Genomic DNA, 21357 nt, shown 5'->3' with positions numbered 1-21357 from the left:
TGAGCAGGGCCGGCGACCTTGCCTCAGGCGGGTTTGATCTGGCGTGACGGTTGCGGTGTCGGGTCCGCGTGGCGGGCGCAGTCCGGATTGTAGTGCAGCCCCCGGGATTCTCGCCTTGTGCAGGCGCTGGCGACCGTCAGACTGGCCAGAGTGAGCGCCTGGCGACAGGCGTGCAGCTCGACACTCGCGGCGCCGCTCCGAGTCAGGTCATGAAACTCCGATTCCAGTTGCTCGAGGGTCGTGCGTGCCTCGGCCAGCCCTTCGTCCTGGCGCACGATGGCGACCCTCGCGCTCATGATCTGGCGGACGCGCTGGCGCAACGAGGCGAGTCTCTCGCTGGAAACCTGTCGATCTCCGGTTGTTGCGCTCGGCCGTGGTGTCAAGGTGCGTCCCGGCGCCGGCTCACTCAGGTGGCGAGCGGCGGATCTGGCGTAGACCAGGCACTCGAGCAAGGAGTTGCTGGCCATGCGATTGGCTCCGTGCAGTCCGGTGCAGGCGACTTCGCCGATGGCGTAGAGCCCCACCACGCGCGTGGCTCCCCGATGGTCGGTGGCGACGCCGCCGCAGCTATAGTGGGCCGCCGGCACCACCGGGATGGCCTGGGTGGTGATATCCAGGCCGCGCGCGAGGCAGTGGGCGTGGATGGTGGGGAAGTGGTGACGTATGGCGGCGTCGCCGAGGTGGCGGATGTCCAGCAGCACATGGTCGCTCGAGGTGCGCTGCATCTCGGCGTCGATGGCGCGGGCGACCACGTCTCGCGGGGCCAGTTCGGCGCGCTCATCGATGGCGGGCATGAACCGCTCGCCACGCACGTTCAGCAGCAGGCCGCCTTCGCCTCTTACCGCCTCGCTGACCAGAAAGGGCGGTCCCTGTGGATCGAACAGGCAGGTGGGGTGGAACTGCTGGAACTCCAGGTTCATCAGTTCGGCGCCGATCTCCCAGGCCATGACCATGCCCTCGCCACTGGCCGGGGCGGGGCTGGTGGTATGCAGGTAGAGCCCGCTGGCGCCGCCGGTAGCCAGGACGGTGTCCTGGGCGACAAGGTCGTGAGGACGCTGGTGGGCGTCCAGGCAACGAGCACCGCAGCAGGCACCCAGGTCATCGGTGAGCAGTTCGACCGCGATCAGGTCGTCGCGCAGCGCGATCTGCGGATGGGCGCGCACTCGGGCCAGCAGGGTGTCGGTCACGGCCCGGCCGGTGGCGTCGTCGGCGTGGATGATTCGGCGAGCGTTGTGGCCGCCCTCCCGCGTGAGGTGGTAGGGGTAGCCACTGGCCGCCTCGGGATCCGGTGTGAAGGGCACGCCAAGACTCAACAGCCAGGCGATGGCGTCGGGGCCGTTTTCCACGGTGAAGCGCACCGCCGCTTCATCGCACAGCCCGTCCCCGGCAATCAGGGTATCCTGGATGTGGGCCTCGATGTCGTCCTGAGGCGACAGCACCGCGGCAATACCACCCTGGGCCCAGCGACTGGCACCTTGCGCCTCGACACCGGGGCGCAGCAGGGTGACCGGCCGGCGATCGGCGATCTCCAGGGCCATCGCCAGACCGGCGACGCCGCCACCGATGATGAGGACGTCAAGAGGGGCGTTTGCCATGCGTGGTTCCTTCCTTGCGGTCGAAAGAGGGGGCTCGGTGGAGCCCGTGTCGGGGGGCGCGGCGGCGCAGGCGCCTGCTGGGTAGCCGCTCGAGTCCGCCCAGGCGGCGGGCGGTCGCTTCGGTCAGGCGGGCCAGCTCCCGGTTCAGCCAGAGATAGCCGCTGGGGCTGAACAGCATTCTGCCATCCTCGGCGCGTGCCGTGGAGGCGAGGTCGGCGAAATCGTCCAGCGCGAAGGGCGTGACCTCGAGCGTGACCGGGCGTCCGGTGCGCACCTCGAAGGCGAGGGTGCCGAGATCCCGCGCCAGGGCGTGCTGCTGATCGCGCAGCCCTGCCATGGCATCGATCTGTTCGTGACCGGCGCGCGTGGTCCAGTGGGTCTCGAGCAATAGCTCCAGGGTGGACAGCATGCGTCGCTGGTAGGAGATCAGCTCGTCGACCTCGCCGCGGGTCAGGCGTCCTTCGCGGTGGACCGCGTCGGTCAGTCCGCGCTGCTTGACCAGCAATTGGCTGGCGGCCTTGAACAGTGCCTGGGTATCGATGCCCGGTGCCGATGTGGCACTGGTGTGGGTGTGATACAACCGCGCCATGCGATCCAGACAGTCGGCCAGCAGGAAGCGCAGCATGTCGGTGGCCTTGTGTGGCAGGAAGACCAGGGTGGCGCCGATGCCGACCAGGGTGCCGAGCAGTACGTCGGCGCTTCGCCAGAGTGCCACGCTGAGCTGTTGCGAGCCGTCGCCGATCACCAGCAGCAGGCTGATGGCGAACATCAGTCCGCTGTAGGCCTGGCGACCGCCGAAGACCACCCAGGTGGCGATGGCGATGCCGATCAGCGCGCCGAGTTGTACGCCCCAGCCTGGCAGCGGGAGGATGATCAGCGCCAGGCCGAGGGCTGCGCCGATCAGGGTGCCGGCCAGGCGCTGGCGCCCCTTGTCCAGTACGCCCCCGATATGGGGAAGGTTGCCCATCACCATGACCGTGCTCACCAGCGCCCAGCCACTGTGCTGGAAGGGGAACGTCTGGACGATGGCAAAGGTCACGATCAGTGCCAGACTGACCCGGAGTACGTGGAAGAGGCGGCGATGGCGGTGATTGATGAAAGGGTCGCGCAGGCGTCCGAGCAGCATGGTTCAGCCTCTCTGTCGGCCTGGGGCCGGCTCTCGAGCCGGTTGAGGGTGGGCGGTGGGAGGCGCCGTCATACGCTGTCCGAGATCGTCGGGCAGGGGATCTCGGGGTAGAGAAGCATTGTCGCTCAAGATGCTGAAGACCGTGCAGTGCTGATGAAAATGGGGGTGAAGTTTACCACGCAGGCTCGCGTGCCGTCCCGAGCCAAATGATGTCTCGAGGGGCGGTGTCCAGGTGGCTGACAACGGAAAGGGGCCCCGTCCCTGGGGCCCCTTTCATCATGGTGAGTCATCGTGGTGGGTCATGGTCGCACGTTATGGCCGCACGTCATGACTTGGCAGGACTCAGCGCCAAAGGCTCAGGCGGCAGCGTCCTCTTCCATCATCTTGTGAATGAGCTCCTTGAGGTCCTCGACCTGTTGCTCGAGGGCTTCCACCCGGTCCTCTTCGCTGTTCTGCTGAGCTTTTTCCTCGATTTCCTGCATGTGCTCCTGCAGGGCTTCCGAATCCATGGCGAAGGTGCTGCCCGCCATCACAAATGCGGCGATCATGGTCGATCCGACTAGCGTGCGTTTCATGTGGCATCTCCTGGAAGTCGTCCCTGAACCCTGTGAAGGCCCGCGCTCACTCCATCGAGGCGATATGGCGCTCTGCCGTCCGTGAACTGAACCGGCACAATTCACTATAGGAGGTATTTCTTTATTCGCCATTATTGATATTTCGGCGCAAGCGATGAGCAAGGATGTGGGGAACGATGAGAAGGCGATGCGAAAGCGACAAGAGGGCGACCAGAACGCGACCAGAACACCACCACAAGGCAGGTCGTCGAGGGAGTGGGTCACGTAAGACATCGATAGGGTTGGTGCCCGGAGCCGGGCTCGAACCGGCACGGTGTTGCCACCGAGGGATTTTAAGTTCGATCTGATCTAATTGGCGGCCGCGCTTGCAATGCGGTTTTTATGAAAATCAGTCACTTAAAGTTGCGTAATGCTGGACATAGCTGCCTCTCAGGCATTAACTGTGCGACCAAATTGCGACCATATCAAGGTACGGTGAGATTTCTTGGTGACAACGACTTTTACTTAGGAACGGGACAAAGGCATCTAGCAAAGCATCTGACTGGTATTTTTACAAGCAATGTACTAGAAATCTAGTCATTGCTTAGCTTCTTTTATGAGTTGTCTAGTTGATTTTTATTACTTTTACGGAGTGATTTTCCGGAATTGTGCAGGTGTGAGCAACGTTGTGGTCCTACGAGCTTTGCTATGTCAGCATATACTATATGAATTGCTGAAACAGGAACGCTTTTGTTAGAAGAAACTGATGGTTGCGAGCAAGATGAGCTTAAGGAAAAGTTAGAGCTGCTCAGGGAGATACTGTCTTCTATAGAAATTATATCTAAGTCTACCGGTTGGCGAGATGATAGAAACAGGGTGAGAATTGGGCGATTGTCTCATACTGGCATGCTTCTCATCGATGTTATAGAAGACTTCACGTCACAGAGGCGGCGTGATGGTCATCAACAATGATGACGCAGGGAATGGAGATAGTTAAAGATAATGTATTGCCTATTTTTGGGTAGAAATTCCCACTGATTTCATATAAGTCTCAAAGGCAATGCAGGCTGCTTTGCAGCGAGCATCAACCTCACTTTCGAGTGTATCAAGTACATGTCGTTGGGCACCCGGCTTGTACTCCACAATGTCCCACTCGATTTCTGATCCAATCTCGCTGTAATGCGCTTCTACCTTGATGGATGTTGTGACATTCATAGCGTCTCTCCAAGTCCTCTATGTTCCTGAGTGTAACAGTATTTTGAGGCATTGGGATGCTCACGCTCGGACCAGCATAGAGAAGTGAAAAAAGATAGTTTTAAGGCCTGGTTGCGGCGTGTTCGAGCACAGGTCAGTGAATTTTGGCTCGCAGGGGCAGGGCTCATGAGAGAAGAAATAATAAGCTTTACAGCTGTAGATGGTGGATGGGAGCTGTTCTGTAGAAACTGTTACACGCTAGAGTTTAACCACTACTCAGATTCTCCGTGGCTCCAATTCGAAATTCAGCCTGAAACAAAAAATGGGGGACGATACACCGTCAGGTGCCGCGTATGCCGCCATGTATCGCGACGAAAATCGCTGCATCCGGATAGTCTTCGACCATCTTAGATTCGGGTTGCGAGCAAGGTAGTGGCGATGGCGGAAAGGTTATAGCAGATCGTAGATTGTGGATCGCACCTCGTACCGCTCTGATCTACGCTGAGCCAAGCACTTTGTTTTCAGGAGACAGGGATGCTCACGCAGATGATCAGTTACCAGGTTGTGGAGAGCGGGCTGGAAATGCGGTGCTTGGTTTGCCAAGCCGTCGAATTTCAGGAGACAGGGCGGCAAGGCTGGAGGCTTTTCGAAGTGGTGCCAGACGGTCCTTGGGGCAGATGCTTCATCATTACGTGCAGGGCCTGTGGCCACAAGAACCTGCGCGCCTCTATGCAGCCTGACTGGTATGGCTGAGGTGGGCAGTCAACTACGACATCACGCTGTGACGCCATCTCAATGACCCACGGGGCTCATGAGGCTGGTGTCTTTGGTAGTCTGCAGGCAGACGGCTGAGCCTGCACAGACTTACTCGGCTAGTACCGCTTCGGCACAGAAGCTGACATTATGTTCTACGCTAAGCACTAGGAGGCTAGACGTAGGATAGTCATTTTGGACATGCCGATGATCAATTTTGCGACCGTGGAAGGCGGCTGGGAAATGTACTGCCTGAAATGCCACTCTGCCGAGTTCAACGTCACTGATCGCTCACCGTGGAGACAGTTCGAGATCCGGCCGGGCGCCCCGCATGGGAGGTGCTACATCATAAAATGCCATTCATGTGGCCACGAGGCTCTCCGGAACTCACTGCAACCGGATTGAGCGCCACCCCTTCGTAGGGCTGACTCGTGCCCGTACTGATTGTCTTGCACGGCCATTCCGGCCAGTGCCCAGCATGATCTAGTGGTGCCAATGAGCGAGTACGAGATCATCCAGTGGCGCAAACCCCTCGAGCGCAAGGGTTGGCTCGGCCTGAGCCGGTCATCGCCGCCGATCGACAGGCTTGTCGAGTACCACGTTGTGTGGCAGGGCTGGCTGATCAGCGGGCGGTGCCGACTGGGCGACGAGCCCACGAGTGACCGGTGGGAGCCAGGCACGCCGCTGTACCTGCTGTCCCGCAAGCACGGCATCAGCGATGGCGTGTGGCGGCTGGCGAAGGATCAGGGTGCCGAGGTAGGGCAGGTGAGGCGGAAGATGTAAAGTGAAGGGGGGCAGATAGATGGAAAATTATTTTGCTGGGATAGCAGCGACCATTGCGGCTATTGTTAGTTTAATGAATTATTATCAATCAATCTCTATGCATAAAGATAATATACGAGTATCTTTATGGACTAGAAGATTTGAGGTTAGAACAGAGAAATTTCTTCATATAATAAACAGGAGAGGACACAAAACAGTTGTTGTTGATTACGGTTTCATTGATGTAGATGGTTATCTGCACTCAATGGTTGTCATAGATGAGCTAGATGACATGACAGGCGATACAATAGTATCTAGTGGCTCAACGGTGATGGAACAGCCCTCGGATTTTTTTGAGGCAGGATTTAATGGCGAACCCGATTACGTCGTGCGAGGTGCATTTGCTGTAACATCAAGTCGTGACAAAATATTTATAATGATAGATTCCACAATTCCTTTGCAAAGTAGAATTGTAGTCCGTTTGAAGATTTTAAAAAATAGAATAAATAGGTTTTTTACAGGTGCTATAATTTATAGGTGATACTTTATCTTAGCGGCATGCCTTCCCTGGCCCCCTTTGCCTCACTCCCAGCCTATCGCCTCAACCGCTTCCACCGTCTCGGCGGCTTTCACCTGGTCCTCAAGAGCCTGGCGCTTCCCTGTTGCCAGGCCGCTCGCCTGCATCCAGGCATCGGCTTTGGCGATGATCCGCGTCGCTAGCTCGACCTTGTCCATGCCCCTGCCCGTGGCCATGGCATCCAGTAGGGGCGTGGCAGTGCTTGAGTCAGCCAGGAATGCCCGTGCCTCTCGCTCCTGCTTATCCCAGGTCATCTGCTCCGACTCGGGATACTCGCTGCGGATGCTGGCCAGCTCGGCCTCGTACCCCGCATTGACGCGGCGCATTGCAGCCTGCTGAGCCTCCGCTAGCTTCTCAGCTTTAGTCTTTGCCGGCACGAACTTCGTGATGGTACCCATTAGAGCTCAGCCTCCCCCTCAAGTCGGTTCTCGTAGTTAGCCGCGCCCCAGTACCACGTAATCAAATGAACTGTAAGTTCTCCATCAACACGCTCCGCCTTGATAACTGGGCAATAGGGCAAGACAGTTTCGAATTGAGTAGCAGTTCCATTGCGCATTTTGGAGAAGTCAAACGTATCTGTTTGGCCGTTAATGGTGGCGGTTATCTCTTCTCCATCTGCCGAGTATTGGTAATTGATAAACCCGGATTGAGAAAAATACTTAACTTTCATACCAAAGCCCCTCGACATTATATGAAATTTCAGTTGAGGCATTGGAAGACGATGAATCGCATATAAATACCGACGGCCATCGCGTGAGGGTTAAGTCCTCGCCGAAGTTTCCAGCAACCCACCTAAGGTTGGCCTCACTTGTTTCTGAATCGCAGAATATATCGATGGTCCAGATGGACGTGAACACACACGGGAATAACCTCGAGGAGACCCCTCCGGCATACAATGCTCCTGAAGATACGTCTGTATTTACCACCTGCACCTCTCTCCGATGAGCGCTAGCTCTTCCGTTAGCCCATCGAGTGAACCATCCGTTCGCATTTTCTCCATTTTCGGGAGCGCGATCAGTAATGAAGCGTTCATTCGCTGCGTCATAGGTAATCTTGGTGTCAACGTCGGTGCGGATATACCCCGCCGGAAGAGCTACCCCTGTCACCGTCACAAGGGGCTTTGCCCCAAGACCGTTGATATTAACGGTGCTTGCCCCGGCGTTCGACGCACCTGCGCGGAAGCGGTACTGGTCGCCGTCGTTATAGGCCGTAGGGGTCGCATTTAAGTAGTTGACGCTAAGCGCATAGGCATCTGCCGTTCCGGTGTCGGTGCAATATGGCGAGTTGGAGAGACACTCCGCGCTTGCCGCTGCTGCCGTCCCAGCATCTGAGATAGTGCTCAGCGGCTGCATGCCGGTGTGGTTGGCGCGCTGTACTGCGTAGGCCTGAGCCTCGCTGGCCTTGGTGTCAGCGTGGTCTTTGGCGGCTTGCTCGGCACTTGCGGCTGAGCCCGCAGGGTCGGCGCCGACCTGTGCGGGAGTATGAGCAGAGCTTTTGGCCTCGTGTGTCGCGACGGCAGATGAGGCTGTTCCAGCGGGGTCTGCGCCAACGTCGCCCGGTACGAGCGTGACGGCGCCAGTTTTGCCGGCAACACTGGCGACGCTGTCTGTGTTATCGATCTTCGACCAGGTGCCACCGCCACCGCTCTCGTTGGGTGTCCAGAGCAGCATGTCCTTGTTACGGTACTCGACACCGCCGATGGTCTCGCCATTCGCCGCGCCAGTGACCAGCCAGTAGCTGGCCCCGGTCGGCTCGGGTGGCAGGGAGCCGGTGCTCGCATCCCAAGCGCCTTGGGCGACCATGGCGTTAACAGCACGCTGCCGGGAAACTTCCGCCCAGTGAGCGGCGGAGAACTGCGAGCCGTCACCCTCTGGCACCGGTGTATCGTTCGGGTATTGGGCCCAGTGTTGGGCTTCTAGGGCGGAGTCATCTGCGGCGCTTTCTGACCCCGCAGCGTTTGACTCGCTGGCCGCAGCGGCGCTCGCAGAGTCCGCCGCGTTCGAGGCAGAGGTGGCCGCACTGCCCTCGCTCGCTGCTGCTGCACTGGCTGAACTGGCGGCATTCGCCTCGCTGGTCGACGCAGCGTCGGCACTGTCGGTGGCGCTGGATTCCGATGCGCTGGCAGCGCTGGCCGAGCTAGCGGCATTCTGCTCACTCGTGGCCGCGTTTGAGGCTGATTCGCTGGCCGCCGACGCACTGTCGGCAGCGTTGGATTCGCTTGCGGCCGCCTCGCCGGCAGAGGCCACGGCCTCATCCCGGTACCCGCGGGCTTCGTCCACCAATGCCCGGAACTCGATCACGATGCCAGGCGTCAGGTCTTGCTCACCTTGCCACTCGACCACCAGCTCGTTGAGATCGGTGGCGGTGGAGTCGGCTCGCACCTCCAGATTCTTGGCGAGCTCGAGGAATGACCGGCCCTGCATCACACGCACGTCGTAGCGACCCACCTCGACGGAGATGGAGTAGTCGCCCTGGGCGTCGGTGATCGCCTCGGCACGAATGTGGTTCAGGACGGTGGCGGATGTCCTGACGGCGTCAAAGCGAATGGTTGCCCCGGGCAGCGGATGGCCGTAGGGGTCTTTCAGTACGCCGGTAAGCGTCACTGCCATGGTGTGTCTCCCACAAAAAAGCCCGCGCTTGGCGGGCTGTTAGAGTGCGTTGCGAAAGCGGGCCAGTGCCCGGTGCATGTCGGCGGGTGTGTCGGATCTTCGAATGTCGACCTTGGCCGCGATACGCGCCTCCTCGATGGTGCCGGCACGCTTTTCCCATCGGGTGCGAGCGCGCTTGATGCGCTGACATACGGTGGTCACGTCAGCGTTCGTAACGTCCGCCTCGGCTTCGACCATGGGCCCCGAGCCTTGGGCCGCCTCGGCCAGCTTGAGCCGGTAGACGGCCTCTTGGGCGGGCGAGACGTAGCGGGCCGCCTCGGCCTCGCTGTCCACCAGTGCCAGATAGTGCCGCTCGGCCTCATCCCGGGAGGAGAACCGGCGAATGCTCAACCTATCCATCGATCGCCACCTCCAGGGTTTCATCGAGGCGCCAGGCGGGGCCGACCAGTTGGATCGGGTAGGTGCCCGGCACGTCGACATCGACCTGGGCGCTGTCGCCGGTGGTGACCATCTGGTGGTCGTCCATTGCCAGCAGGGTGCCAGGCTCCAGCCCAGTGATGGTGGCCGTTAAGCCCTCGACGGCAACCTGGGCATCCCGGCGCTGCTTCGACTTGATTTGGCCGTCCGCCAGGTCCACGTAGTGGGCGGCATCGTCAAAGCCTGGCTCGACCTCGACATAGCCTTCGTGCTCACCATACTGCATCTCGACATGGTCTTCGGGGCAGTCTGTGACGCGCAGGATGGCGCCGGTCATTTCGCAGTAGATCGCGACGATCATCGTTTCTTGCCCTCTGCAGTCAGAGTGGATTGCGTGGAGTTGACGGTGCTGGCACCGCGGCACTGGATGGCGACAGTAACACCATTCCGGTTGCCGACATCGAGGGTGCAGGCGTGGTTGAGCTCGCCGGAGCCCGTAGGGATTTCGAACCAAACGCCACCGTCTACCACCCAGCGGAAATAGGGCCGGCCGCCGCCGCCTGTCGCATTCGTTGCTGCGAAGTTGGCGAAAACTCGGCCTCCCTCGGCATTGAGGTAAACCGACAGCCAGTTGACCCAGTTTCCGTTGCTTGCAGTGCCAGAGGTTCGTGACGTGCCGACTGGGATGGTCACCGCCTGCCCGGCAATCTGCAGCGTGTCGACCTGTGCATTACCAATCTTGGCGCTGGTGATCGCTGCATTGCCGATCTTGGCGTTGGTGATGGCGCCGTTGCGAATATGGGCGTTCTGGACGTCGATGTTGAACAGCTTGCCGTAATCCACATGGAGCTCATCGGCCTGGATGTAGCTGGCCTTGACCTTGCCGTTCTCCACAATGAACGAGCCATCGGACGCCTTGAGCTTTGTGAATGTCAGGTATTGGATCAGCGCTTCTTTCAGGTACAGCGTGCCGTCGGTGAAGATGAACGGGATCACCTCGGCGGCGCCGTCACCTGGCTGGGCGATGTAGAACCGGTCCGCCAGCACACCGAAGTCGAAGACGTCCTGATCTTCGTCGTAGGCCGTGCCGAAGCCCGCCACTCGACCGCCGCCAGTCACGTTCAGCACATAGCTGGAGTTGAGCCCGTCGATGTTCTGGCTCAGGTCCGTGAACAGATCCGTCTGTTTGATCTGGCCGCTGATCACCGACATGATCTTGTCGGGGTCGTTATCAGTGGTGGCCTGCACCGGGTACCAACTCGAGACGCCGTAGGCGTTGATGCCGCGCACGTAGTAGTAATAGGTGGTGTCGGGCTCGAGGTCGGTGTCGGTCAGGGTAGGCGCCACACCGACGCGCACTGCATTCGACTCGATCAGTCCTGTGTCGAGTGCGACGTTGGATCGCCAGAATTCCCACATCTGTCCTGGGTAGAGACCATTCGGGATCAGGGTAATGGTGAAGGTGCCAACGTCGATGTCCACGCTATCCGGCGGCGTCGGCTGCAGCAGGCCGGCCACGTTGGTGGTCCGGTACGCCCAGGGCGACGCGGAGCCGGTACCGGTGATGCCGCGGACACGGATCTGCCATTCACCCGGCTCTGCATCGAGGATGTCGAACGACGTGCCCGGGCCTGTGAAGGCCTCACCCCATGACACGTCATTCGGCCCCTGCACCTCGGCAATGTAACGGACGACTCGAGCGTCATCGCTGGGCGTCCAACTGACGGTGATCTTCTGGTGCTCGGTACCGCCGGCTAGGTACTTGGACGCCTCGACGGTAATGGAGTAGGGCGCCGCCACCGGGCCGGTCGGGATCAGCGTGTAATCCTCATCCGGCAGGTTGAGGCCCTGCTCGACGCGATCGTACTTCGTCGGGTCATGCTCAACGGCGGTGATCTGGTAGATCGCTGTCTCCTGCTCAGCGACGGACAGCACCCGGAATTTGCGCGGCTCTACGTCCTGGCTCGACAGCATCCAAATGGCGCCACGGATCGGCTCAGCTGAGAGCGGGCTGACCAGCTCGACATGATCACCGGCGAACCGGTCGACCTGCCTGCGCTCAATCCCCCCGGTGGGCAACAGCACGTCCAGGTACCAGTCGCTGCCGCTGACCTGCTCGGGCACCTGGTCAAGCACCAGGGCAGAGAGCCCCGGGCGAACGATCCGGCCAGAAAGCCGGGCGCCGGCCGTGGTCGGGTCGTTGACTGCGATGATGTCGCCCGGGCGCAGGTCGGCATGGTCGACGCTTGCCTGGTAGGTGATCGTCTCGGTTTCAGCGCGCTCGCTGTAGAGCATCCATTTGCCAAGGCGGTGTGCCTGGCCGCGACTGGTGCAGCCTACGGCGGTGACGTCGATCTGCTTCCAGCCGAATTGCTGGACGGCATCGGCATCCTCAACGACCTCGACCTGGAGGCGATAGTTATCGCCAGGGTCGTTCCAGCTCACCAGAGCGACCGAGTGCCGGGCCTTGAGCGCGGTGCCGCTGTACTCGAATTCACCGTCGACGACATTGGCCGGTGACACCAGCTTGACCGGATCGGCCGGCATGTCGGCTGTCGCCATGACGGTATTGGCGCCCCAGTAGGTCATGCCGCGGAACGCAGTCGCCAAGGTGTCGAGCGCCTTGATGGCTTCCTCTCGGCTCGACAGCACGGTGTTGAAGGTGAAGCGCGGCTCTTGGCCGCCGAAGCCATCAGGGATCAGCTCATCGCAGTATTGGGCGATCTGGTAGAGGCCCCACTTGTCGACGTTCTCCAGCCCGGCGCCGTACCGCTCGCTGGTGGCCAGGTCAAGGAAGCACCACGCGGGGTTGTCGGTCCACGCCAGTTTGAACGAGCCGTTCCACAGGCCGGTGTATTCGCGAGTCTCGGGGTTGTAGTTGGTCGGCACCCGGACGATCAGGCCCTTGACGTCGTAGCTCCGCGAGGGGATCTGGCTGCCAAAATCTTGAGCATCGACCTCGAGCCCGACCAGCGCGGTATCGGGATACTGCAACTTGGCGTCGATGATCTCGGTGTAGGAGGCCCAGTACGTCTCGTTTTGTAGAGTGGAGCTACTATTGTCGGGCGTCACGCGGCGCACGCGGATATCCCATGGGCCATCGCCGGTGAGCGGCACACGATAAGACCGCTGGTAGGGGCTGGTAGTCTTGCCCGGGATGATGTTGTAGCGCTTCTCGGACCAGTTGCCTCCATTGGGGCGAACATCTACGGCCACCGCCACCTCCGTGGGCAGCAAATCGCCGTTCTCGAGGCTCCGATAGCTTAGCGCCTGCACCTGGACGGTAACGCGAGCGGCATCGGCCTCAGGGTTGGAGACGGTGCGAACGACTGGCGTGGCGTTGGTCACCTCGGTCGACACGTCGTAGGCCGTCTCCACAGCGGGAAAGCCGGCGATGTGCGACTGATCAGGCTCACCAGTGCGGGTGTGAACGGTCACGCCTTGGAAGTTGAAGTCGCCGCCCTCGTCCTGCAACGGCGTCTCATCCAGATAGATGCTCTTGAGGCCATTGGTCAGGCCGACAATCGGCCCCTCGCCCAGCACGTCGATGATCCTGGCCTTGGAGGTGGAGCGAAGGGTGTTGGGCGCCTCGCGGGGAGTGCGGGCTTCATCGCCGCCGCCCTTGCCGCCCTTCGCGCCATAGACAACCAGATCGGTCATTCGTCCAGCTCCTCAGCAGTCATGCCGGCAGATGCCACTACGCTGCCAACCTTCACGCGGCCGTAGATCACCGGCACCGGCAGGCCCTGGGTGCTGGTGTTGGTGGGCCCATCGAACAGGAAAGAAGGGCGCTCGTCGGGTCGCTCTCGCTCGCCGTAGTCGCCTGTCTGCGGAGTGGGCGACAGCATCTGTGCGACACCACCCAAGGCAAGAGCTAGGCCCGCATTGAACATCCCGGGCCCGAAAACGGGGCCAGCCCAGAAGCTGGCAACCATCAGGACGGCGCCCGCAATGGTCTGCCAGATACCATCGCCCCCAGCTCCGGCGACCGCTGGGAGCAGGTGAATCTCGGCGTCATCATCCATACCGACCATCAGACCTTCTTCGTCGAGCGAAACGCCGTCATCGAGGGGGCCGCGCACGACATGCCAGTCGCCATCACGGATGACAGCCTCGAGCCCGGGAATCTGGATCAGCAGCGCACGGATGGCCTCAGCAGGATCACGGACGTCCAACGAAAAGGACTCGCCGAAGCGAGCCCCAAGAAAGCCATGCAGATGGAGTGTTTTCATCAGTCCCTCGACGTGTGACGGAGCCAGTGGGTGATGTAGGGGAGCCAGCGGGCGGCCGGGTCTCGGCGCGAGAGCCGGGTGGGGTCGACAGGCTGCCGGCCAGACGGGTGGTGCAGGCATAGCCCGTTCTCCACCAGGACGCCGCCATGGTTGGGCACGTCGCTGCGAAGTTGAGCGAACCACATATCTCCGGGCATGGCCTCGTCTGCCTCGATGACGCGGAACCCCGCCTGTTCAAAGCCCTGGCGGTAGAGGTCTTGCCCCTTGAGCCACCATTCCCATGAGCGAGGAAACTCGGGGAGGTCGACGCCCAGTTCCATCGCGTAGTAGTCGCGAATCAGGGCGTAGCAGTCGGTCACGCCGTGGACGAAGCCCCTGCCGACCAGGTCAGGCCGGTCGCCGCCGCCCCACCAGCGAATGGGTGTCGTGGTGTTGCCATCGGTGGCCACAATCCCCCACGGAACGCCCGAGGCAATCTGGCCGCGCATGTCGGCCTCGCTGGGGCAGTCCGGGTAGTCCGGGTGTGAGTGAACAATGGCCCGCAGGCCCTGGGCGGTGGCCGCTGCCATATCGCGCTTGGCAATGGCGAAGGTGGATCGGGGGTCGTCTGCCACATTGGCTACCTGCCGGCAGCCGTGGTCGGTGATCAACCACACAGCCTCATCTGGATAGGCGGCCAGGGCTTCGGCGCGTATTAGCGCCTCATTATGATTCGAACTCAGACAGTCGACTAATGGCATTGGTTGCGTCATCACCCGATGCTAAAGATAGGGAACACTCACAACCAAATGAAGGATTCGGCATGAGCAAGTGGGAGTTAAAGAAGGTTTGCATTGTTGAGCCTGGTAGAGGGGGCATCGTCGAGGCTAATTACCTCAATGATGCTGGTGTCCACTGGGCGTTCACCGTGTCTTTTCCAGAGGATGGCGTTGAGATGAGCATTTCCGAACTGATTGATTTTGTGGAGTTAGAGCGAGAGCGTCTTCTCTCTGATGCAGGGGCCAAGCCTGGCAACTTTTGAATCATCTCACCCGGCCTACGCCCGGGAATGCCCGCGTCGGAAGGACGCCGGCTTGTCCGAACCTTAAGCGGCAGTCGCTCAACCGCTTGCCGCACACGTCGCGCCCCATACCGGGCAGGGCATCTGACCCATCAGCCTCCCACTCGCCGGATCCAGAATAGGGGCAGGTCACGCCCTCGTAGCGGTACTGGGTGCCATCCCACCAGCGGTAACGGTGCGTGCATGAGTCCCGCAGGATCTGCCGGTGGGGAATCATCCGGCCTTCCTGATCCATCTGTACCGACAGCTCAAACTGGATCTGCCGGCGGTTCTGTGAGGCCTTGCGCTCGATCACGTAGTAGTCGATCGGGAACAATGCCTCGGGGTCGGGCGCTGTGCCGTCATCCAGGTGCCGACGGTAGGTGCGCAGGCGCTTGACCGGGGCGCCGACCAGGTCGTCGGCACTGATCACCAGCGACAGAAACGCGAGCTCCATGGCGGTGACCGTGAGTGTCGGCCGGGGAAGGGTGCCCTGGCCGTTCCACTCGAAGCCCTCTGCCTTAATCGGCACCGGCTGGTACTCGTAGCCATTGAACCGAACTGGGCCGCCGTCGACCGGGTAGGGCGCGAAGCGCAGAATGCCGTCGCCATAGTTGCGAGCATCAAGTTCGAACATGGTGACGATCGCGTCCTGCTCCAGGCGCTGGGTGTCGGAAGCGATGACCTGGCTCATAGCCCGAAGTCCTCGATAAAAGTGGCTGTCAGGGTGTGCCGCTTAAAGGTGTCCTCGGTGACCTTTGGATGCTCTTTGCAGGCCACGCGCCATGCCTCGGGCTCTCCGGAGACCTGCCACAGGAAGGCGTAAACGCCCCGGCGCTCCAGCAGAAAGTCCCGCAAGCGCTCCATCTGCTCTTGGGTGATGAGGCTCCACGTCACGGTCCACTCTCGCCTGGACGAGTTGATACCGGCGGGGCGACGCTGCTCGTACCCGTCACCAAAGCTCACCGCATCCACAGCAAACGAGCCGCCGCCGGTCAGCCCATAGTCAGGCTCCCGGCCAATATCGGGGAGGAAGTCGATCTCCATGGGTTACCTCTTGGCGAGCAGCCCGCCGGGGCGCTGCTGTTCGATGATGAACTGAGCGAACTGGGCCTTGTTGGCGCGCTTGAAGGCATCAGCCTGGCGTTCTGCATCTTGCTGTGTGGCGCCTGGCTGGGCTTCAACTGTGATCTGCGGGGCGTAGGTGATCTGCGGGGCCATCGAGGACGATGCACTACCGCCCACCAGGCCGCCATTGGCGTAGCCGGGCATGCTGTTGAGGCGCTCAAGCATAGGCAGGACGCCTGGCTGATCGACCACCGACTTTTTCACCACGTACTCGCCGGCATGCACGATGCCCGCCGGGTCGTTCTTGCCGCCCGGCCCGGTGTAGCCGCCGTCAGCGTACAAGCCGCCAACAGTGCCACCGCTGTACGTACCGGCTGAGCCGCCGCCGTAGGCCGCCATGCCTGCAGAAACGGCAGTTCCAAGCCAGTCCACCGCTGGTTCGGTGATGCTCTTGCGAACCGCAAGGCGAGCAATGTCCTCGGCAATGCCAGCCAGGACGTCCCGGAAACCCTCTCCGCCCACGATGGCGTCCTCAAACGCGCTGGAGAAGGTCAGGCCGAGATCCCGAGTGAGGTCGTCAGTCTCCTTGACCGTCTCCGCCAGCCCGCCGGTGGCGATCTGCTCCATGAAGCCGCCGGTCAGCTCTACCGAATACTGTGTGCGTAGTCGCTCCTGGGCGTCTGCGAGGTTCAGTGTGTCGTCGGCTGCGGCCTTGAGGTCGAGCAGATCGAGTTCTTCGCGATACAGGCGGTGTGCGGCCTCCAGCGGATAGAGTCGGTCGAGCAGCGTTTGCTGAGACTGAGCCAGTCGCTCCTCTTCACGGATACGCTCACGCTCTGCCTTGGCCAGGTCTCGCTCCGCTTCGGCCCGCTCTTTGCTGTTGAGGCGGGGAAGAACAAGCTCCTCGGGGTCGGGGCGATTGTCGCTCCCCGCCTCCGACATCAACTCCTCGCGCCTCGCGCGCAGGGCGATGAGTTCGGCGAGGTCATCCTCGGTTTGCCCTGCCGCTGCTCGGATCTCGGCGCCCAGGGTGCCGGTGCCCAAGGCGCCGCCGCCAGCGCCGATGCCACGATTGACTCGGTTTTCAATCTCAGCGATTTGCTCATTGATCGCTACCAGGCTGCGCATCTCGTCAGCATTGCGAAACGTATCCATGAGGACGTTGAAGCGCTGCGCCAGGTACTCGACGCCGCCGGCAATCCCCTCAAGGGAGGACTTCATCAGGTTGTCGAACTGGGACACCGCGCGAGATGTTTCGGTCGTCAGCAGCGCCCCAAGGTCGGAGAACTCCGATTTGATGTCCTTGAGCCGGTCGATCTCCAGTCTCGAGAGGATGCGGCCGCTTTTCTGCGCTTCGTCGCCAAGGCGCTGGAACTCCTCGCCGCCATTGCGCAGCAAAGGGATCAGAGAGGTAGCTTCGTCGGCCATGCTCTCCATGTAGAACGTCATCTCTTGCTGGTTCAGCCCCGCTTTCTCCAGGCTGTCGTAGTAGAGCTGGAGCGCCTGAGGGCCAGACAGGTTGCGAAACTGCTCAGCGGTGACGCCTATCTTGGGGGCAATGTTGTCGAAGAAGTCGGCCATCTCACCAGAGCCGCTTTGCAGGAACTCGCCTACCCGATCATTCACATCCTTGAGGATGTCTGAGACCTTTTCCTGTTCGATGTTGTGCTGACCAGCGGCATAGGTCATGCGCTGGAAACTCTCTACGCTGGTGTTGGCCAGGCCGGCCATGCGCTCGATCTCGACGGCGGCATTCGAGGCGTAGTTCGCCATGGCGCCCATGGCCCCGCCTATTGCGCCAAGGCCTACAGCTGCGCCACTGGCCAGCCTGACAGCCTTGCCGATGTTGTAGAGGGAGCGCTGGCTCTTTTGCCCTTGGCGATCGACGCTCTCCAGCTTGCGCTCGATGCGCGACAAGGAGCGCTCCCCGTTTCGGCTGTCGATCACTAACTCAAGGCGGCTGGAATAGGGCATCACAATCTCCAGGCATAAAAAAACCCGCTCAACGGCGGGTGATTACAAGTGAGGGGAGGTATCGGTGAGAATCAATGCGGGAGGACTTACTCCTGCTGCATACAGTGGAGATAAAACACGTTCCCGAACTCGGTTCTCTGGATCTTTTGGTATTCCTCGGACCTTGCCGCTTGCCGCTCATAAGCCATGTTGATCATCGCCGTTATGTACGGAGAGTTAGGGCCGTCCTGAGAGGTCAGGTCTACCACTTCGCGGATCGGGGTGCCTGCCTGACGATGCCACATGACCTCCTCAGCAAGCTGTGATCGCATACTGCAAGCTTCGTGATCGCCTGCTTGCGTATTCCCGGCCAGCGTAAGTGCTGCCACAGCCATAGCCGCGCTATATCCCTTCATGCCGTCCCCCTTGCGTATCTGGCGCCGCTCTAAGTCGGCTGCATTAGAGAAATGAGATTAGCGCTTGGGGCAGCAGGGCGCAAAGGCGGGGGCGCCGAAGTAGGGCGCATGCTTCTTTTTCATGATGGCTCCGTGCGATTCGCTCTCAGTGAAGCCCCGGCGAGCTACCATCGGCCGGCAGCTCCAATCTGATCTGACGCTCTGATGGAAGAGGCTCTATGTCGTCCAAACTGACGACATCAAGCCCAAATTTCTCCGCCACCTTGTCAATATCTGAGTCGCTGGTATAAATCCGGCTTGCCTTGTTGGCTTTGGCGATGGCGGCAATTTGGTAATCGACCTTCACCTTCTGCCAGGGTTCTTGTGACCCTGCTCTTTTATTACCCTCGCCTTTTGCCTTTCGTACAGCCAGCGCGGCTTCGATGGAGGCTCTTTGGTCAAACGGCTGCACGATAAAGTGCTTGGAGCCGTGCAGGTATCGGATAAAGCTTGCCATCTGTTCATGATCCATCTGGACCATGACTTCTGATAGAGCCGGGGTCGGGATTAGAAAGCGCTTTGTCTCTATATTGTAGAGCGCTCTGGATACATTCACATCCATGCTGCTTGCTTCATCTTCGTCTGAACCAAGAATGAAGCGAATCAGAAAGTTAGCATCCAGAGCCACCATCAAGCATCTTTCCTTATGCGAGCAATCAGATCTTCAATGTCTTCAACTTCTGTCCATTCGCCCATCGTTCCCCGGAGGGCCACCAGCGTGTCAGCTAGGCTTTGAGCCTCAAGCCGCTCGATCTCCTTCACGCTGATGTAGTCCTGCACAGACCAGTGACCATTTTTATCGCGAGCCCAGTGGGCGTCCCCTGTAACCACGAAGGTTTCATAAAGCTGCCCGCTTACCTCTTTAGCCTTATCCCTTGGCAGACGACACTTGTAGGAGGTGCCGTCGCCAGCGACAAAGTGGGCTATGCTCGGCTCATCTAGCCCACCGCCGCCGATCCACTCCAGGTCGCCTTTGATAGTGGTGCTTTGGCGAACCGACATTGGTTTCTGGTAAGCGATTTTGGCGCCAGGAATCTCTAGCCTGACTCGCTCATCCTGATCATAAAGCACAGCGTATGTGCCTTGCTTGCGAAGCAGGTCGTCGAATCTGTCGTAAGCTCTGCGGTGATCGGCGCGGTAGCTGGCGATATTGTGCCGCACCCCTCGGGCTCCCTTCGGGTCGACGAGGGCATCGAGCGCGATACAGTTGTCACGGATGCCCTGAAGGTGGACGTCGGCCTTGTGCCCCAGCATCTTGGCGAACTCGGAGATACAGTCAGCCACCCATTGCATAGGCGCAGCTTCTGGCGACGTTCTCTCGATCTTCAGCGTGTATTTGTCTGCTGGGGTTTCCATGGTCGTTCCTGCAGGGCTTGGCTATGCCTGTTAAGCGTAACTGATGTGGCCAGAACTGGACAGCCCTGAGCTGCGGTCCTTACACCCCGGACAGCTTGCGCGAGGCGCCGTCGTGGCTTGGCGGGCTATGCGTCTTCCTCCCCCCGGCTCAACATCAACTTCTTGTAGTCGCTCATGGCTTGGTCAAGCTCGAGTCTTAGGCGCTCAAGTCTCTCCCACGCACCAAAAAGCGTGGGGTCGCCTTCCTGCTCTCCTCCAGGGGCGCCTCTAAAGCTCTCGGATAGGCGCGCCACGATTTCAGCGTTCATGGAGCGATGGTTCTCGGCTGCCGACTTCTCGATCCTTTCTTTCAGGTCGGACGGCACGCGAAGCTTGAACTGGGGGTCTGCTCTAGTCATGAGCCGATTTTTACACCACGGTGGTGTTGACACAATGGGACCACGGTGGTCTATACTAAAATGGAACCACGGTGATCCCATAGAGGTGTCAAGATGAAAGACCAGTACCGCACCCAAGTCAGGATGCCGCCGCAAATCGCGGACTGGCTGAAGGAGCGCGCGAAGGATGAAGGGCGGTCGCTCAACTCCCAAATGGTCCAGATGTTCAAAGAGGCGATGCAGCGTGAACAACAAAGGCCAGCCTAGAAACGAGGAAACCCCCGGCGCGGCAACGCCAGAGGTTTCGAAGTCAGCCCAAACTCTCACGAAAGGTGCAGACCCCATGGATACTAGCAACCAACAGCAATATTCGCAGCCCCCCGTCATCGCTGGCCACGAGATCGTCGTTGATCAGCATGGTCGATTCAGCCTCTCCGCCATCTTTCGTGCCAGCGGTGAAGGTCGCGGGAAGGAGCCGTCGTATTGGACTGTCACCAAGCAGGCAAAGGAGCTGATCGCTGAGGCCGAGGCCCAATCCAAGAATTCTTGGATTGAAGATGGCGAGCCCGTCAGCCCGATTAAGACCATCCGGGGCGGCAAGACACCCGGCACCTACGCCCACGAGCTTCTGGCTATAAGCTACGCCGGATGGATCAGCCCGAAGTTCCAGCTCCAAGTGAACCAGGTGTTCCTCGACTACCGGATGGGCAAGCTGCAAGCCGCCGAGCAGCAGAAGGCCTTACCCAACCCGCTCAGCCCTCGTCACCAGCGTGGCATTCAGAAGGCTGTGGCTCGCCGCTGCCAGGCGCTGCCCGAGCCGGCTCGCCGTTCCGCATACAGTCGCCTCTATGGCCACCTCAAGGACCGCTTCGAGGTCGGCAGTTACAAGGACATCGACGACAGCCGCTACACGGAGGCGCTCGGCGCCGTGCAGTCCTTCGAGCTAGAGGGCGATTGGCTTGAGGCTGATCGCGAGCCAGGAGCAGCCACGTTCACCGACGAAGACTTGAGCGACCTCTACATTCTTCTGTGCCACGTCTACCACCTACACGCTAAGTGGAAGGGGAGCCGGATTGAAGAAGCCATGCGCATCCTGGAGTCGCCCGTCGCATCGCGGATGTGTGAGCACCTGGATATGGCGCAGACCTTCACCAATCGGCTCGCTCGGGCGAAAGGGGAGTTGATGGAGGTCTCCCGCCGCCGTCTCGGAATGAATTACGGGCTGCTTCCCATCCACTGAGCCTTTTCCGCGTTAATTAGCCCCGTTGCGGCGGGGCTAACTCCTGCTTT

The 21357-nt window shown here is 60.3% G+C and carries 24 protein-coding genes; 5 read left to right on the top strand and 19 right to left on the bottom strand.

Going from position 1 to position 21357, the window contains the following annotated elements; genetic code table 11:
• Positions 1-23: 23 nt before the first annotated feature.
• The 4 genes from nadB to NFH98_RS11265 form a co-directional block, all read right to left on the bottom strand.
• Positions 24-1595: an L-aspartate oxidase gene (nadB, locus tag NFH98_RS11280; protein WP_213227046.1), complete on the bottom strand. Its 1572-nt coding sequence runs from the start codon at positions 1593-1595 to the stop codon at positions 24-26.
• Complete coding sequence (locus NFH98_RS11275) at positions 1576-2721, bottom strand: FUSC family protein (RefSeq protein ID WP_045994192.1); 1146 nt, start codon at positions 2719-2721, stop codon at positions 1576-1578. The genes nadB and NFH98_RS11275 overlap by 20 nt, the downstream gene beginning before the upstream one ends.
• 356 nt (positions 2722-3077) lie before the next feature.
• Positions 3078-3296, bottom strand: a complete 219-nt coding sequence (locus tag NFH98_RS11270; protein ID WP_045994191.1) for a hypothetical protein — start codon at positions 3294-3296, stop codon at positions 3078-3080.
• Positions 3297-4286: 990 nt separating this feature from the next.
• A complete protein-coding gene (locus NFH98_RS11265) occupies positions 4287-4490 on the bottom strand; it encodes a hypothetical protein (RefSeq protein ID WP_213227044.1) in 204 nt (67 codons plus the stop codon).
• 1227 nt (positions 4491-5717) lie between these two features.
• On the opposite strand from NFH98_RS11265, the gene NFH98_RS11260 reads away from it, so the two are divergent.
• A complete protein-coding gene (locus tag NFH98_RS11260; RefSeq protein ID WP_349622725.1) occupies positions 5718-6005 on the top strand; it encodes a hypothetical protein in 288 nt (95 codons plus the stop codon).
• A gap of 19 nt (positions 6006-6024) precedes the next feature.
• A complete protein-coding gene (locus NFH98_RS11255; protein ID WP_349622723.1) occupies positions 6025-6525 on the top strand; it encodes a hypothetical protein in 501 nt (166 codons plus the stop codon).
• 41 nt (positions 6526-6566) lie between these two features.
• Here the strand turns inward: NFH98_RS11255 and NFH98_RS11250 are convergent, their stop codons facing one another.
• Genes NFH98_RS11250 through NFH98_RS11215 form a run of 8 tightly spaced genes read right to left on the bottom strand, consistent with a single transcriptional unit; the run spans position 6567 to position 14559 of the window.
• On the bottom strand, positions 6567-6959 hold the full coding sequence (locus NFH98_RS11250) for an HI_1402-related protein (protein WP_349622722.1): 393 nt from the start codon (positions 6957-6959) through the stop codon (positions 6567-6569).
• Positions 6959-7231 (bottom strand): hypothetical protein, encoded by a 273-nt coding sequence (locus tag NFH98_RS11245; RefSeq protein ID WP_349622721.1) that lies wholly within the window; start codon positions 7229-7231, stop codon positions 6959-6961. Before NFH98_RS11245 ends, NFH98_RS11250 begins: the two co-directional genes overlap by 1 nt.
• Complete coding sequence (locus tag NFH98_RS11240; protein ID WP_349622720.1) at positions 7221-9170, bottom strand: prophage tail fiber N-terminal domain-containing protein; 1950 nt, start codon at positions 9168-9170, stop codon at positions 7221-7223. Before NFH98_RS11240 ends, NFH98_RS11245 begins: the two co-directional genes overlap by 11 nt.
• A gap of 39 nt (positions 9171-9209) precedes the next feature.
• A complete protein-coding gene (locus tag NFH98_RS11235; RefSeq protein WP_349622719.1) occupies positions 9210-9569 on the bottom strand; it encodes a hypothetical protein in 360 nt (119 codons plus the stop codon).
• The gene (locus NFH98_RS11230; protein WP_349622718.1) at positions 9562-9948 is read right to left on the bottom strand and encodes a hypothetical protein; all 387 of its coding nucleotides are present in this window, start codon (positions 9946-9948) and stop codon (positions 9562-9564) included. Before NFH98_RS11230 ends, NFH98_RS11235 begins: the two co-directional genes overlap by 8 nt.
• Positions 9945-13247 (bottom strand): TipJ family phage tail tip protein, encoded by a 3303-nt coding sequence (locus NFH98_RS11225; protein WP_349622717.1) that lies wholly within the window; start codon positions 13245-13247, stop codon positions 9945-9947. Before NFH98_RS11225 ends, NFH98_RS11230 begins: the two co-directional genes overlap by 4 nt.
• Positions 13244-13819, bottom strand: coding sequence for a tail assembly protein (locus tag NFH98_RS11220; protein ID WP_349622716.1), 576 nt, complete (start codon positions 13817-13819; stop codon positions 13244-13246). Before NFH98_RS11220 ends, NFH98_RS11225 begins: the two co-directional genes overlap by 4 nt.
• The gene (locus NFH98_RS11215; protein ID WP_349622715.1) at positions 13819-14559 is read right to left on the bottom strand and encodes an NlpC/P60 family protein; all 741 of its coding nucleotides are present in this window, start codon (positions 14557-14559) and stop codon (positions 13819-13821) included. Before NFH98_RS11215 ends, NFH98_RS11220 begins: the two co-directional genes overlap by 1 nt.
• A gap of 62 nt (positions 14560-14621) precedes the next feature.
• Between NFH98_RS11215 and NFH98_RS11210 the strand changes: the two genes are divergently transcribed.
• Positions 14622-14840, top strand: coding sequence for a hypothetical protein (locus NFH98_RS11210; RefSeq protein WP_108448768.1), 219 nt, complete (start codon positions 14622-14624; stop codon positions 14838-14840).
• A 1-nt stretch (position 14841) separates the two neighbouring features.
• On the opposite strand, the gene NFH98_RS11205 is transcribed toward NFH98_RS11210, so the two are convergent.
• The 7 genes from NFH98_RS11205 to NFH98_RS21005 all read right to left on the bottom strand — a co-directional run bounded on the left by NFH98_RS11205 (position 14842) and on the right by NFH98_RS21005 (position 20088).
• Positions 14842-15552, bottom strand: coding sequence for a phage minor tail protein L (locus NFH98_RS11205; RefSeq protein ID WP_045994111.1), 711 nt, complete (start codon positions 15550-15552; stop codon positions 14842-14844).
• Complete coding sequence (locus NFH98_RS11200; protein WP_222568909.1) at positions 15549-15905, bottom strand: phage tail protein; 357 nt, start codon at positions 15903-15905, stop codon at positions 15549-15551. The genes NFH98_RS11205 and NFH98_RS11200 overlap by 4 nt, the downstream gene beginning before the upstream one ends.
• A 3-nt stretch (positions 15906-15908) precedes the next feature.
• Positions 15909-17900 (bottom strand): phage tail tape measure protein, encoded by a 1992-nt coding sequence (locus NFH98_RS11195; protein ID WP_349622714.1) that lies wholly within the window; start codon positions 17898-17900, stop codon positions 15909-15911.
• A gap of 86 nt (positions 17901-17986) precedes the next feature.
• The gene (locus NFH98_RS11190; protein ID WP_349622713.1) at positions 17987-18295 is read right to left on the bottom strand and encodes a hypothetical protein; all 309 of its coding nucleotides are present in this window, start codon (positions 18293-18295) and stop codon (positions 17987-17989) included.
• A 145-nt stretch (positions 18296-18440) separates the two neighbouring features.
• Entirely contained in the window at positions 18441-18965 is a 525-nt protein-coding gene (locus tag NFH98_RS11185; RefSeq protein WP_349623111.1) for a PIN domain-containing protein, read from the bottom strand.
• Positions 18965-19690 carry a hypothetical protein gene (locus NFH98_RS11180; RefSeq protein WP_349622712.1) on the bottom strand — a complete coding sequence of 242 codons (726 nt, stop codon included), beginning with the start codon at positions 19688-19690 and terminating at the stop codon, positions 18965-18967. Before NFH98_RS11180 ends, NFH98_RS11185 begins: the two co-directional genes overlap by 1 nt.
• 125 nt (positions 19691-19815) lie before the next feature.
• Entirely contained in the window at positions 19816-20088 is a 273-nt protein-coding gene (locus tag NFH98_RS21005) for an Arc family DNA-binding protein (protein WP_224907552.1), read from the bottom strand.
• A 93-nt stretch (positions 20089-20181) separates the two neighbouring features.
• Between NFH98_RS21005 and NFH98_RS11175 the strand changes: the two genes are divergently transcribed.
• The gene (locus NFH98_RS11175) at positions 20182-20334 is read left to right on the top strand and encodes an Arc family DNA-binding protein (protein WP_224907553.1); all 153 of its coding nucleotides are present in this window, start codon (positions 20182-20184) and stop codon (positions 20332-20334) included.
• Between the two features lie 76 nt (positions 20335-20410).
• The gene (locus NFH98_RS11170; protein WP_349622711.1) at positions 20411-21307 is read left to right on the top strand and encodes a KilA-N domain-containing protein; all 897 of its coding nucleotides are present in this window, start codon (positions 20411-20413) and stop codon (positions 21305-21307) included.
• Positions 21308-21357 lie beyond the last annotated feature (50 nt).

The organism is Halomonas sp. H33-56 (assembly GCF_040147035.1).
Classification (GTDB): Bacteria; Pseudomonadota; Gammaproteobacteria; order Pseudomonadales; family Halomonadaceae; genus Halomonas; species Halomonas litopenaei.
This window is presented reverse-complemented; position numbering and strand designations above follow the sequence as displayed.